This is a genomic window from Caballeronia sp. INDeC2 (genome assembly GCF_023631325.1).
Taxonomy (GTDB): domain Bacteria; phylum Pseudomonadota; class Gammaproteobacteria; order Burkholderiales; family Burkholderiaceae; genus Caballeronia.
The window spans coordinates 234,233-247,463 of record NZ_JALQDG010000027.1 but is presented as its reverse complement, the minus strand read 5'-3'; the positions used below and the strand labels follow the sequence as shown (position 1 = coordinate 247,463).

Sequence of the window (13,231 nt, the reverse complement as noted above, 5' to 3'; positions counted from 1 at the left end):
CTCGTAGATGGTTTCAGCGATAGTCCGGATGCAGCAACAGTTGCGGCAAGCCCGCGCGATCAACGTACACGACGGCGTTCTGCCTGAATTCGATCATCAGCGCATCGGCTAAGTCGGGCGTCGCGCCGAGCACGAAGAGGCTCGATTCGGCCGCCCAGATGTTCTTTGGATCGACGCCTTCGCCCGGCAGCGCTCGCAAATCCAACTGCGCGACGCGCTCGATCAGCTTGCGTTGGCGCGCCGCGTTTTCTTCCGGCGCGAGCACTTGCCCGAACGGATTGAACGCCGTGACGAACACCGCGCTCGCGACATCGTGTTGCGCGAGCAACGACGCCGCCCCGCCATTCGCGACGCAAATTTTCATGTCGATGGCCGGCTGCGCATCGATGCGATAGATCGCCGCGCGATACGCATCGAGCGTCGCGGACGGCAGTCCTTGAGTGCGATTCAGAACGATCGGCTGGCCGTGCGGCGTGGCGGGCGCGGCCTCATCCCATTCGACGCGTCTGCGCGCGAGCGTCTCCTCGCTCACGCAGCCCTTTTCCGCCGTGATGCGTTCGAGCGCGTTCAGCCAGTGCACGTAGTACGTATCGCCGTGGTCGGGATCGCCCGCCGCCTGCGCCTCGCCGATGGCGACGCTCAACGCGTGCGCCCACTCCTTCCACGTGAACACGCCGCGCTCGTACAACGCGAGGGTCATCGCGAAAGCCTGCGCTTCCCACGGCGCGCGAAACACCAGGCCGTCGTCGCCGAAAGGCAACTCGGGCAAGACGGCGCGCAGTTCCCGCAGCTTCGGTTCGTTCGTGGTCATGTCACGCGCGCGCGGCATCGAGGTAAGGTTCCCAGCAATCGACGCATACTGAAGATGCGGTCGTGTCCGGTCCCCACAAGGCTTTCGCGTCGAAACGCACGGTGTAGAGCCACTGGGGATGCTCGCCGTGGCCGAGCGCGTTTTCGTCGGGGAACACATGCGTGCCGCGCACCGCGACGATGCGCCCAGGCTTGCCCCGGCAATAGCGCGGCAGACGCGTGTGCGTCGGCGGATTCATCAACTTCGTGCGAACTTCATCGCCGACGGCAAAACGCGCGGGCGATGTCGCCGGCCGCTCGACCGGTGAGCCGCGCAAGAGCGCCGCGCTCACGTCGGCCGCCTTCAGCACGCGCACGTTCGGCTTCGCGGCGGTTTGCGAACGGCCGCTCGCGATTTCGTCCGCGCTCGCGAGTCCTTTCGCCATCAGGAGCTTCTTCAAACCCTCGAACCAGATTTCGTAATAGCTGCTGCCGAGATATTGCGCGGGCGGCAGGCTTTCGCGCGCGGCCCGCGACGTGTCGATGTTCCATTGGCCCGTCGCGCCCATCGCGAGCGTGGCGGCCAGCACCCGCCGCTCCCACTGCGCATGAAAAGGCGATGCGCCCGGCGCGTCGCAAGCGTCGATTTCAACGGGACCGAACGCCTGCATGCCGCCCATGTCGTGCGCCGCGTTCATGCCGATGCTCCCATCGCCCGCGACGGCGCGAGCGCGAGGCCCGTGCCGATCATCGAATCGCGCGTGACGAGATCGGCGAGCGCGTCTTCGTCGAGATGATCCGCGCCGGCAGGACGCATCGGCACGACGAGATAGCGCACTTCGGCGGTCGAATCCCACACGCGCAACTCGACATGCTCAGGCAATTCGACGCCGAAGTCCTTCAGCACGCCGCGCGGATCGATCACCGCGCGCGAGCGATACGGCGCCGACTTGTACCAGACGGGCGGCAGCCCGAGCACCGACCACGGATAGCACGAGCACAGCGTGCAGACCACCATGTTATGTACGTCCTCCGTGTTCTCGAGCGCGACCATGTGCTCGCCCTGCCGCCCGGTGAAGCCGAGCGACGCGATGGCGGCGGTGGCGTCGTCGAGCAACCACGCGCGAAACGCCGGATCGCGCCACGCCTTCGCGACCACGCGCGCGCCGTTGCGCGGCCCGACCTTGTGCTCGTAAGTCTCGACGAAGACATCGAGCGCCTGCGGATCGACATAGCCCTTCTCGACCAGCAGCGATTCGAGCGCGCGCACGCGCAGATCCATCTCCGGCAACGCGCTGCCGTGGTGATCGTGGTCGTGGTCGTGGTGATGAGGATGATCGTGGCTCATGTGCGGACTCGCGAGTGGCACAGACGTCACACGTTACCGGAGTGCGCGCGCGCGTGCAAACGCCGGCACGCTGCCTATACTTCAATCAGCGTCTCATGTGAGGAGGATGCCATGACACGCAAGTACATCGATTGCCGCGAATGTCCGAGCGATGTGAAATGCAGCGTCGCTCTTTCCGCCGACACCGAGGACGAACTGATGGAGGCGGCCGTGCAGCATGCGGTCGCCGTGCATCGGCATACGGACTCGCCCGAGCTGCGCTCGCAGTTGAAGACCTTGTTCCACGAGGGCACGCCGCCTGCCTGATCGCGGTGATCGGCTTCGGGTTGTCAGCCGAGCTCGAAAGTCGTCACGCCGAACACGTTCGCAAGCGGCACGTCCGGGGCCGCCTGCGTGTACATGCGCGCCGTTTCGAACACGCTCTTCATGTCATGCTCGACGGCGAGCGCAACCGCGGCGGGATTGCTTTCGGGTACGTCGAGAAACACGGTTTCGCCCGGCAGTACACTCACGAGCGCGCGATACAGCGCGCGCGCCGTCGCGATGTCGTCGGCGAAAAGCGGACCAATCTTGTGACCCGTGCCGCAACGCCGGATCACGGCGAGACCGCGCACCGCGTCGCCATCGAGCGCGGCGAGTGCGCGCGCGTGCTTCTGCGGCTGCGACAGCCACGCTCGCAGAAACGCCGCGCGCTCGCAGGCGAACATGCGCGTGTCGTAGTGGAGCAGACGATCGAAGGGAACGGCGGACGCATCGGCGATCGTCACGCCATCGACGGGATCTTCATCCACCGGCGCGATGCCCTCGTAGCGCACGTTGCGATACGCGAGCACGAAGCCCGATTTCCGATAGTTCGGCTGCTGCGCGAGCACGCCGTCGAGCCCGATGTTGCGCGCGCCGAGATAGCGCATGCCTTCGTTCCACAGGCGCATGCCGAAGCCCTTGCCGCGCCATTCCGGACGTACGATATACAGGCCGATGAAGCCGAATGCGTCGCCGTATGCAACCGCCGAGATGCAGCCGACCGGCGCGCCGTCCCATGTGCCCATGAAGAAGCCGTGCGAATCGGCGGCGAAGAACGAGCGGGCGTCGTCGAGGCCCGGATTCCATCCTTCGGCCGCGGCCCAGTCGAGCGCGACGCCGACATCGCGCGGTGTCATGCGGCGGATGGCGAAGCGAGGATCGTCGGGCGTGGCGTGAGACGGACAGCGAACGGACGACATGGGGCACGCCTTGGCGAAATGCAGGGGCGTTCAGTGTCGCGCGTTTCTAATGCAGGGGAAAGGTGCAGCGAGGTGCGAGTACAACGGGGACGAAGAGAACGGCGGAAGGACATCGAGGCGAACGTGCTCCGCCCCGGTCAGGAGTACCCTTGGCGCCGCTCGCCGCGGCCGAAACTCTGGCGCGAGCGCCAGTCCTCGGTGCGCAGGACATGCTCGCCGTCCTCGCGCGCGGCTTCTTCGGAATCGAAGCCTTCGTCACTATACGCGACGACTTTGATTCCGCCCCCCGCCGCTCGCTCGACGGTAATGCCCCAATGCCACCCGCCTTCCTGATGGAAGATATGCAGAGTCGGCTTCGACGATGTGGTCAGTTCCATATGTGCGGCTCCTTCAGGCAGACGTCCGTAATGCTTACCGGTGCTGCCCGATGAAACGCTCTGTGTGTGCCGGCGTTTGATTATTCGTGTCGATGTCTCGATGAAAGCGGAAGGTCATGCCACCCGCCAGGAACAGCATACGCAATGCGATGCTGCGTTGCAACACGAGCTTTCCCTAAGCGTGGCCGGAACGGAACGCGCTTTAGAGGAAGTAACGTGAAATAGCGGGACTGTGGCGATCGTTGAGTGCAGTAATGGGCGTGCGCGTCTCGCGGGACCGTTTCACTCGCCGTCCCAGTAGCCCAGCGAATCGCCGGCGCGGAACACGGCGCGCAGGCCTTTCACGCCCGGTTCATCGGCGACGAGCACGGCCTGGCGGCCCGTATCCGGATATTCGACGACTTCAGGCGATTGCATCGTGCTGATCGCAAGATAGCGCAGCGCCCGCGCCCCCGTATTGACGATCTGATGCGCCGTTTCGGAATCGCCCGGCGGACAGGCGATGACATCGCCTGCGCGGATCGCATGCGTTTGTGTGCCGAGCCGCACTTCGCCCTCGCCTTCGATCACGAAAAACATCTCCTCGTTCACGCGGTGGTGATGAAACGGAAACGCGCGCTTGCCCGGTTCGAGCACGATGAGGCTATAGCCGAGCTTTTTTGCGCCGAGCATGCCGCCGATACGCGCGATGCGCGGCGCGTAGCGTTCGGCGGCGGCGCCCGTCGGTGCGGATTCGGACGGAAGCGGTTGCGGATCGAGCGAATCGAGATTGACGATGGGCGGTTTCATAGGGGTTCGATGGTTGAAGTCATGCGCTTGTCGCACGAATGTCACGCGTGCGTTCATGCTCGCCGAGCCATGCGGCGATGGCGTTGCACGTCCAATCGGGATCGTCGTGCGGCAAGTCGTGGCCGGCCCACGGATGCACGCCGTGCGTTGCGCGCCATTGCTTCGCGATGCGCGCCGAACATACTGGATCGACGAGCCGGTCAGCCGCCGACGAGAGCAGCAACACGGGACAGCGCGGCGCATCGGCAGCCGCGCGAAATCGCGCGGCTGCCGCGAGTTGCCGCAGGGCATTGGCCGCGCTCGCGCCGTGCGTGCGCCGTAGCCGCGCCCAGTGCGCGATGTCCGCATCGCGCGTGTCGCGGCGATTGCAGGTGAGCTCGAGAATCGTCGCTTCGCATTGCTCGGGCTGCGTCCATGTCATCGCGATGCGGGCAAGCATCGGCCATGCGGCGGGGCGCAGCCGTTCGGGCAGCCGCGCAAACGGACGCATGCTGGTGTTGATCAACACGAGCCGCTCTATCTCGCCCGCGTGACGTTCGGCCCACGCGGTCGCGACCATCGCGCCGAGCGACATCGCGAGCACGCGGCATGGCCAGCGCACCTTCAGCGCCGTGGCGCGCTCGCGCACGAAATCCATCATCGCGACGACGGAAAGCGGCGCCGCGTGCGCATGCTCGACGCCATTTCCCGGCAGATCGATACCCACGACACGCTCGCTCTCGCCGACCAACCCATGCGATACGAGCGCCGCATCGAACGCGCCCCAATGACGCGTTTCGCGCGTGAGCCCGCGCAGAAGGACCCAATCGCTCATGATGCGCTCGTGCGCTGCCAATGCTCGCGCGCACGCCGCAGCACGTCCTCGCGAAATTCGCCGCTCGGCAGCCAGCGCCGCGACGAGAAAGCGGCGCGCGTGAGGAAATCGAAGAAGTTCGGATGACGCCGCAGCACGCGCCGCGTGCGATGCGCCTTGATCGGATTGAAGATGCCGAGGCGCGAGAACATCTGCATCGGATTCTTGCGAATCCAGCGCCACGAGCCGAGCTCGAGCGTCATCGGCAGAAAGATGTTGGGCGCGCGCGAGCGGTCGTACGCGAAGTCCCAAAGATCGCCGTGCAGCAAATATTGATGGCTCTGCGGCTCGAAAGCATAACCGTGATGCGGATACGATTCCTCGAACATCGTTTTCAGCAGAAACATTTCCGGCAGATGCGCCATCTGACGCTCGGTGCGCGCGTATGGAAACCAGATGCTGTCGTCCCAGCCGAAGCCCGAATGACAATCGAGCGCGAAGCTGAGCGGCCGCGACATCAACTGTTCCTCGACGACCGACAGCAGCGCCGCGCTCTCCACTTCCATGTGGCCGTCGAGAGGTCCGCGATACCACGGCAGCCACGGCCCGATGCGCTGGCCGCCCGCGAGAAACGGCACGCGTCCCTCGGCGCTTTGCGGCGCGTTGCGCATCAGGTCGACGCCGTTCGGATTCGCGCGGGTGCGGGCGAACATGCCGCCGGGATTCACGATCGGCATGAAGATGAGACGGATCGCGCGCAATTGATGATGCAGCGTGTCGTCCCATTCGAGGCGACGCAACAGCGCGCGCATGTATTCGAGCACGAGCTGCGTGCCGATGCATTCGAGCCCATGCACGCCGCCGAAAAAACCGATGGCGGGCGCTTGCGGATCGTCGGAGCCGATCGACGCGGTCAGAATCGGAAACGATTGATGGCGCGCGCGTGCTTCGCCCATCGTGCGCCACGCGAAACGCGCGCCGCCCGCGATGCGAATCGCCTTCAGTTCGTCCATCTCGGGAAAACTGCTGGTGACGGCGACGTTCGAGGTGCTCATGACTGCGGCCTTCTTGTCGTGTATTCGCTGGCTCAGGCTATGGCTCGGTGTCGCGCCGGCGTTTGCCGCCCGAAAAAATCGAGTATAGGGCGGATCGTCAGTACACGACGTATCGCCTATCACGCAACGCGCAGGCGAAACGCAGTGTATCGCTCAGTACCGGGAACGGGTTATGCACATTCTCGTTCTGTCACCTAGAATGAAATCGCCGTGTCATGCGGTGTGAGGGTTCTGTCATGTCATCCATTCCCCGTTTCATCGTCGGCGCGCTGGCATTGTGCTGCGCCGCCTCCGCGCTTGCGCAACCGCAGGCGCAAACCAGTGATCCGAACGCGCCGAAAACACGCGCGCAAGTCCGGCAGGAATTCCTGCTGTGGCGCTCGGTCGGCTACGATCCCAACGACTGGCTGAACTATCCGGACAACGCGATGCGCGCGAGCCGCATCATCGCGCAGCGTCAGGCTCGCGGCCAGACTTCTGTTCAGTAAGCCGGCATTCGTCAGGCGGACGCCGCGCGCGGTTTCTGTCCGCGCAAAATGCGCCGCGCAATGCTCCAGCGATGCACTTCCGAGGGACCGTCGTAGATTCGGAACGCGCGCATGTCCGCGAAAATCCGCGCGACGACGGTCTCGTGCGTGACGCCTTGGCCGCCGAGCATCTGCACCGATCGATCGACGACGCGCCACAGCGCCTCCGATGACACCACCTTCGCAATGCTCGATTCGTGCTTGCCGAGCACGCCCTGATCCAGCACCCAGGCGCAATGCCAGATAGCGAGGCGCGTCACGTGCAGATCCATTTCGTTGTCCGCGAGCATGAAGCCGACGCCTTCGTGTTCGCCCAGCGCACGGCCGAACGCCTGACGCTCTCGCGCGTACGCCGTCGCGACATCGTGCGCGCGCCGCGCGGCGCCGAGCCAGCGCATGCAGTGCGTGAGACGCGCGGGCGAGAGCCGCACTTGCGCATAGCGGAACCCTTCGCCCGGCTCGCCCAACACGTTCTCTTTCGGCACGCGCAAACCCTCGAAGCGCACGACGCCGTGGCCGCCGGGAAAGCACGTATCGAGAGAATCCATTGCACGTTCGATGACGATGCCCGGGCTCGACATATCGGCAAGGAACATGGTCGCGGGGCCGTCGGCGAATTTCGCCATGATGATCGAGACCGAAGCGCCGTGCGCGCCCGTGATGAACCACTTGCGTCCATCGATCACGTATTCGTCGCCGTCCTGCGCCGCGGTGGTCTGCAGCATCGCGGGATCTGCGCCCGCGCCCGGCGGCGGCTCGGTCATGCAGAAGCATGAACGGATTTCGCCCGCCGCGAGCGGACGCAGCCAGCGCTCCTTTTGTTGCGGCGTCGCGATGGCTTCGAGCAGATGCATGTTCCCTTCGTCGGGCGCGGCGATATTCAGCGCGACGGGACCGAGCGGCGAATAGCCCGCTTCCTCGAACAGGATCGCCTTGGCGACGTGATTCAGGCCGAGGCCGCCGAATTCGGGCGACACGTGACTCGACAACAGTCCCGCCTTGCGTCCTTTCGCGACCAGCTCGGCGCGCAGCGACTCGTTCGGGCCATGCGGCGTGCAACGCGGATCGCGCTCGAAGGGCATGATTTCTTCCGCGATGAACGCGCGCACGCGCGCCTGCAGATCGGTGAGTTCGGGCGAGAGCGAAAAGTCCATCGGCAAACCTCCAGGGGCGGGCTGAACCCAAGCTTAACCGCACGAACGCATCGCGCGCCAGAGGCTTTGCCCGTACATGCTCACTCGTCGTACTCGGTGTATTTGCGCGCGTCGCCTTTCACCTTGTGCGCCGGATACTTCGACCGGTTCAGCGCCATTTTTTCGATCAGCGCGCGATGCAGATCGACGTCGAGCGAATCAGCGAGCATCACGAGATACGCGAGCACGTCCGCCATTTCGTGACGGATCGCGCGTAGTTTCGCTTCATCGAGCTCGGCTTTGTCGCCGGTGGCGAGCCACGTGAACGGTTCGAGCAGCTCGCTCGCCTCGACGGACAGCGCCGCCGCGAGATTCTTCGGCGAGTGAAAGCGGCTCCAGTCCCGCTCGCGGACGAACTCGCGCAGCATGTCGCGCATCTGGACGAGCTCGCCTGTGCCTTCGTGCTGGTTTTGCTGCTGCATGGCCTTCCTCTGATGTTTCGTTGTGCGCCTTTAGCTTAGCGCGACGGCCGAGTTTCTTCGCCTTTGGCTGTGCCTCGCGCCCGAACTACGCCTCGTTTCGTCCCAGATCGACTTTGCGATGTCGGAAACTCGCTTACGTCGCGTTCGAATCCGCGAATTCGAGACAATCTGTCGCACGCCGGTCAATTTTCTTGCGTTGATTAACTACGACTCATAGAATCGTAGTTAATCGATGACGACGATGACCGTCCGTCGAACGCCCTCAATATCGAATTTCAAGGAGCATCGAAATGTTCAAACGCATTCTCGTGATCGGAGCCGGCTTCGCAGGCATGTGGAGCGCCCTGTCCGCCGCGCGCCTTATCGATCAACACGGCCGCACGGATATCGAAGTCGTGCTGATCGCGCCGGAGCCGCACTTGCACGTGCGTCCGCGTCTGTATGAAGAGAACGCCGCGGGCATGAAGGCGCCGCTGCTGGACATCTTCGCGTCCACGGGCGTCCGGTTCATTCAGGGTACGGTCGAGCGAATTCATGTCGAGCGCAACGAGGTCGACGTGCTCGGCGCGGACGGCACACCGTCGTCGCTGAACTACGACCGTCTCGTTCTGGCAACCGGCAGCCGCCTGTTCCGCCCACAGATTCCGGGGCTCGCGCAGCACGCGTTCAGCGTCGATCAGGTCGATGAAGCCGCCGCGCTCGAAGCGCATATCAAGGCGCTCGCGACGCGGCCCGATACACCCGCGCGCAACACGGTGGTCGTCGCCGGCGGCGGCTTCACGGGCATCGAAACGGCGGCGGAAATGCCGGCGCGCCTGCGCGCGGCGCTCGGCGAGGACGCGGACGTGCGGGTCATCATCGTCGAGCGCAACGAGGAGATCGGTCCGGACCTCGGCGCGGGTCCGCGTCCGGTCATCGTCGAGGCGCTCGAGTCGCTCGGCGTGCAGTGGCGGCTCGGCGCGACGGTGACGTCGGTCGATGCGAACGGCCTCGGCACGTCCGACGGCGAGCGCATCGAGGCGAGCACGGTGATCTGGACCGCCGGCGTGCGAGCGAGCGCTCTGACCGCGCAGATTCCCGCCGAGCGCGATGTGCTGGGCCGTCTGCATGTGGATCGCAATCTGCGCGTGCTGGGCGTCGACACGGTCTACGCCACGGGCGATGTCGCCTACGCCGCCACGGACGACGAAGGCAATCACGCGATGATGTCCTGTCAGCACGCGATGAACCTCGGCCGCTCGGCGGGCCACAACGTTGCAGCGGACTTGCTCGGCGATGCGCCGATTCCGTATAGCCAGCCGAAATACGTGACGTGTCTCGATCTGGGCCCGTGGGGCGCGGTCTATACGGAAGGCTGGGAGCGTGAGGTGAAGATGTCGGGCGCGCAGGCGAAGCAACTGAAGACGCGCATCAACACCGAGTGGATTTATCCGCCGAGCGCGGCGCGGGCCGAAGCGTTCGCGGCTGCGGACCCGCTGCGTATCGTTGTAGCCTGAAGGTTCACGCCGCCGGATAAAGCCCGAGCGTGCGAGCGTGCAGGCGCGCGAGGCCTAGCAGTGCATCGGTGAACGGGGTCGGCACGCCGGTCATCGTGCCGAGCTCGCGCACCGACGCGACGAGCGCATCGAGCTCGACCGCCTTGCCCGCCTCCACGTCCTGCAACATCGACGTTTTCATCGCGCCGAGCTTGAGCGTGACGGCGTGACGGTCTTCCGGTTGCTGATCGATGGGAATGCCGAAGCGCGCGCCGATCTCCTTCGCTTCGAGCATTACGTTGGTCACGAAGCCGCGCACGAGATTGTCGCTCAGAATGCGGTCGGTGGTCGCGCCGGTAATTGCGCTGATCGGATTCATCGTCATGTTGCCCCACAGCTTGAACCAGACATCGCGTTGAATCTGCGCAGAGAGCGTGGCGTCGAAGCCGGCCTTCGAAAAGAGCGACACGAGCGATTCGGTGCGTGCGGTGGGCGCGCCCGCGGCTTCGCCGAGGATCAGGCCTCTGCCCTGACAATGCCGGATGACGCCCGGCGCTTCGACGAAGCAGCTCGCATGCACGACGCAGCCGACCGTTTGCGCGCCGGGTATCGCCGTGGCGATCGTGCCGTGCGGATCGACGGACGATAGTCGCTTGCCGGTGAAAGGCTCGTTAAGGCCGTCGCAGAACCACCAGGGCACACCGTTCATCGCGGTCAGCACCGTGGTATCGCTCGAAAGCAGCGGCGCGATATGCGTGGCGACGGATTCCATCGCGGGCGCCTTCACCGCCACGACGACGAGATCCTGCGCGCCGAGATCCGCGGGTTCGGCGCTGGCCGCGACCTTCACGGTATGCGTCGCATCTTTCTCGATCAGCCGCAGCCCTTCCTTCTTCAACGCTTCGAGCGTCGCGCCGCGCGCGACGACGCTGACATCGCAGCCCGCCTGCGCGAGCTTCACACCGATCCATCCGCCGATGGCGCCCGCGCCATATACGCATACTTTCATGGTCCCGATCCTCGCTCGTGGCAATCATCCGATCGTCATTGTAAGAGCGGGACGTGCTATGCGCCGCACGATCAGTGCGCGATACCCGTGGCGAGCTTCGCGACCGTGAGCAGCGTCAAGCCGAATGCGCCCGCGAGCATCACGGCGATGACCGGCAAGAGCGGCAGCTTCACGTGCGCGAAATCGGCGTTGTGAGACGCGCGCTTGCGCACGCCGAAAAAGCTCCAAAACACGATACGCATCATCTTCAAGAGTTCCATGAGCGGCTCCTTCGCCTGGGTTCGAATCGATCTTTCATGCATCGATGTTGCGCGCCGCGTCATATGAAAAACAGCAGCAGTTGCGATGTTTTCGGCGATAGCAGAACGGCGCGCGAACTGGACTGCTACCGTCGAATCGATCGCAACTGCTGCTTACGGAATGCGCCGGCGCCGTCTATCGTTGGCCCTCTCTCCGCCATGCCGCCGCATCCATGTACCGATATACCGAGTTCGACAAAGCCTTCGTGAAGAGCCGCGCCGCGCAATTCCGCGATCAGCTGGAGCGCTGGCAGGACGGCCGCCTGAGCGAAGACGCGTTCCGCCCGCTGCGCCTGCAAAACGGATGGTACGTGCAGCGCCATGCGCCGATGCTGCGCGTGGCCGTGCCCTACGGCGAGCTGTCGAGCGCGCAATTGCGGATGCTCGCGCGCATCGCACGCGAATACGACGATCCCGATCCCGAGGTCTATCGCGCCGCCAGCGAAGCGCAGGGCAAGCTCGGCACCGACCGCCTGCCGACGCATTGCGCACACTTCACGACGCGCACCAACGTTCAATTCAACTGGATCCCGCTCGACAAATCCGCGGACGTGATGGACCTGCTCGCCACTGTCGACATGCACGGCATCCAGACGAGCGGTAATTGCATACGCAACATTTCCTGCGATGAACGCGCGGGCGTCGCGCCCGACGAAGTCGCCGATCCGCGTCCTTTCGCCGAGATCATGCGGCAATGGACGACGCTGCATCCCGAGTTCGCGTTCCTGCCGCGCAAGTTCAAGATTGCGATCACGGGCGCGAGCGAGGATCGCGCGGCGACCGCGTGGCACGACGTCGGCCTGCAACTCGTGCGCAACGAGAACGGAGAGCTCGGTTTTCGTGTGAGCGCGGGCGGCGGCATGGGGCGCACGCCGGTGATCGCCACGCTGATGCGCGAATTTTTGCCGTGGCGGCACATCATGAACTACATCGAGGCGATCGTGCGTGTATATAACCGCTACGGACGCCGCGACAACAAGTACAAGGCGCGCATCAAGATCCTGGTGAAAGCCGAAGGCCAGCGCTATATCGACGACGTCAACGAAGAGTTCCGCCAGATCGTCGAGCATGACGGCGCGCCGCATCTCATCTCGCAGGCGCAACTGGATCGCGTGAGCGCGTCATTCGTGCCGCCCGCGTTGAATGCGCCGCGTAGCGCGTCGGATGAGATCGATGCGAACGCGCATCCGCTCTTCGCGCGCTGGCTGCAACGCAACGTGGCGACGCACAAAGACCCCGCGCTGCGTATCGTGACGCTGTCGTTCAAGCGTCTGCTGCAATCGCCGGGGGATGCGAGCGCGGACCAGTTGGATATCGTTGCGAATCTCGCCGATCGCTTCTCGGCGGGCGAAGCGCGCGTCACGCACACGCAGAATGTCGTGCTGCCGTGGGTGCGCGCAAGCGAACTCTTCGCGCTATGGCAAGCCGCGCGCGAGGCAGGCTTCGCGAGCGCGAACGTGCAACTTCTCACCGACATGATCGCGTGTCCCGGCGGCGACTTCTGCGCGCTTGCGAATGCCCGTTCGCTGCCGATCGCGCAGGCCATCGCGGAGCGTTACCAGGATCTCGACGAACTCGACGACATCGGCGAAATCGATCTGCACATCAGCGGCTGCATCAATTCTTGCGGGCATCATCACAGCGGGCATATCGGCGTGCTCGGCGTCGACAAGGACGGACGCGAGTGGTATCAGATCACGCTCGGCGGATCGGACGGCAGCGCGGCGAGCGGCGCGGCGCAGCCCGGCAAAGTCATCGGGCCGTCGTTCAGCGCGGCCGAAGTGCCGGATGTGATCGAGGCGATTCTCACGACCTATCGCGATGTGCGCGAGTGTCGTGAGCGCTTCGTCGACACGATACGCCGCGCGGGTCTCGAACCGTTCAAGGCCGCGGCCCATGCAGCCCGAACGAACGACGAGGCGACAGCGTGAA

16 protein-coding genes are annotated in these 13,231 nt (G+C 64.7%); 4 read left to right on the top strand and 12 right to left on the bottom strand.

The annotated features are described in order from the left end of the window. Positions 1-13: 13 nt before the first annotated feature. From NCS28_RS16735 to nthA, 3 genes are read right to left on the bottom strand one after another with little or no spacing between them, the layout of a single operon-like run. Entirely contained in the window at positions 14-811 is a 798-nt protein-coding gene (locus tag NCS28_RS16735; protein WP_250514866.1) for a nitrile hydratase accessory protein, read from the bottom strand. Position 812: 1 nt separating this feature from the next. After that, complete coding sequence (gene nthB / locus NCS28_RS16730; RefSeq protein WP_250514865.1) at positions 813-1,487, bottom strand: nitrile hydratase subunit beta; 675 nt, start codon at positions 1,485-1,487, stop codon at positions 813-815. Further along, positions 1,484-2,137, bottom strand: coding sequence for a nitrile hydratase subunit alpha (nthA, locus tag NCS28_RS16725; RefSeq protein WP_250514864.1), 654 nt, complete (start codon positions 2,135-2,137; stop codon positions 1,484-1,486). The genes nthB and nthA overlap by 4 nt, the downstream gene beginning before the upstream one ends. A gap of 111 nt (positions 2,138-2,248) precedes the next feature. Here nthA and NCS28_RS16720 point away from each other — a divergent pair, with 111 nt between their 5' ends. Further along, complete coding sequence (locus tag NCS28_RS16720; protein ID WP_250514863.1) at positions 2,249-2,443, top strand: DUF1059 domain-containing protein; 195 nt, start codon at positions 2,249-2,251, stop codon at positions 2,441-2,443. Positions 2,444-2,466: 23 nt separating this feature from the next. On the opposite strand, the gene NCS28_RS16715 is transcribed toward NCS28_RS16720, so the two are convergent. The 5 genes from NCS28_RS16715 to NCS28_RS16695 all read right to left on the bottom strand — a co-directional run bounded on the left by NCS28_RS16715 (position 2,467) and on the right by NCS28_RS16695 (position 6,374). Further along, positions 2,467-3,360, bottom strand: a complete 894-nt coding sequence (locus tag NCS28_RS16715; RefSeq protein WP_250514862.1) for a GNAT family N-acetyltransferase — start codon at positions 3,358-3,360, stop codon at positions 2,467-2,469. A gap of 137 nt (positions 3,361-3,497) precedes the next feature. Further along, on the bottom strand, positions 3,498-3,737 hold the full coding sequence (locus NCS28_RS16710) for a hypothetical protein (RefSeq protein WP_250514861.1): 240 nt from the start codon (positions 3,735-3,737) through the stop codon (positions 3,498-3,500). Positions 3,738-4,019: 282 nt separating this feature from the next. After that, positions 4,020-4,526, bottom strand: coding sequence for a cupin domain-containing protein (locus tag NCS28_RS16705; protein WP_250514860.1), 507 nt, complete (start codon positions 4,524-4,526; stop codon positions 4,020-4,022). Positions 4,527-4,545: 19 nt separating this feature from the next. Continuing rightward, entirely contained in the window at positions 4,546-5,340 is a 795-nt protein-coding gene (locus NCS28_RS16700; RefSeq protein WP_250514859.1) for an alpha/beta fold hydrolase, read from the bottom strand. Continuing rightward, on the bottom strand, positions 5,337-6,374 hold the full coding sequence (locus NCS28_RS16695; RefSeq protein WP_250514858.1) for a M14 family zinc carboxypeptidase: 1,038 nt from the start codon (positions 6,372-6,374) through the stop codon (positions 5,337-5,339). Before NCS28_RS16695 ends, NCS28_RS16700 begins: the two co-directional genes overlap by 4 nt. A 236-nt stretch (positions 6,375-6,610) precedes the next feature. On the opposite strand from NCS28_RS16695, the gene NCS28_RS16690 reads away from it, so the two are divergent. Then, positions 6,611-6,862 carry a DUF4148 domain-containing protein gene (locus NCS28_RS16690; RefSeq protein WP_250514857.1) on the top strand — a complete coding sequence of 84 codons (252 nt, stop codon included), beginning with the start codon at positions 6,611-6,613 and terminating at the stop codon, positions 6,860-6,862. 11 nt (positions 6,863-6,873) lie between these two features. On the opposite strand, the gene NCS28_RS16685 is transcribed toward NCS28_RS16690, so the two are convergent. Then, on the bottom strand, positions 6,874-8,055 hold the full coding sequence (locus NCS28_RS16685) for an acyl-CoA dehydrogenase family protein (protein ID WP_250514856.1): 1,182 nt from the start codon (positions 8,053-8,055) through the stop codon (positions 6,874-6,876). Between the two features lie 80 nt (positions 8,056-8,135). After that, positions 8,136-8,516, bottom strand: coding sequence for a nucleotide pyrophosphohydrolase (locus NCS28_RS16680; protein ID WP_250514855.1), 381 nt, complete (start codon positions 8,514-8,516; stop codon positions 8,136-8,138). A 290-nt stretch (positions 8,517-8,806) separates the two neighbouring features. On the opposite strand from NCS28_RS16680, the gene NCS28_RS16675 reads away from it, so the two are divergent. Next, positions 8,807-10,012 (top strand): NAD(P)/FAD-dependent oxidoreductase, encoded by a 1,206-nt coding sequence (locus NCS28_RS16675; protein WP_250514854.1) that lies wholly within the window; start codon positions 8,807-8,809, stop codon positions 10,010-10,012. 4 nt (positions 10,013-10,016) lie between these two features. Here NCS28_RS16675 and NCS28_RS16670 read toward each other — a convergent pair whose 3' ends face one another. Next, complete coding sequence (locus NCS28_RS16670) at positions 10,017-11,000, bottom strand: 2-dehydropantoate 2-reductase (RefSeq protein WP_250514853.1); 984 nt, start codon at positions 10,998-11,000, stop codon at positions 10,017-10,019. Between the two features lie 71 nt (positions 11,001-11,071). Further along, the gene (locus tag NCS28_RS16665) at positions 11,072-11,260 is read right to left on the bottom strand and encodes a DUF2970 domain-containing protein (RefSeq protein WP_061116125.1); all 189 of its coding nucleotides are present in this window, start codon (positions 11,258-11,260) and stop codon (positions 11,072-11,074) included. Positions 11,261-11,472: 212 nt separating this feature from the next. On the opposite strand from NCS28_RS16665, the gene NCS28_RS16660 reads away from it, so the two are divergent. Then, positions 11,473-13,230, top strand: coding sequence for a nitrite/sulfite reductase (locus NCS28_RS16660; RefSeq protein WP_250514852.1), 1,758 nt, complete (start codon positions 11,473-11,475; stop codon positions 13,228-13,230). Position 13,231 lies beyond the last annotated feature (1 nt).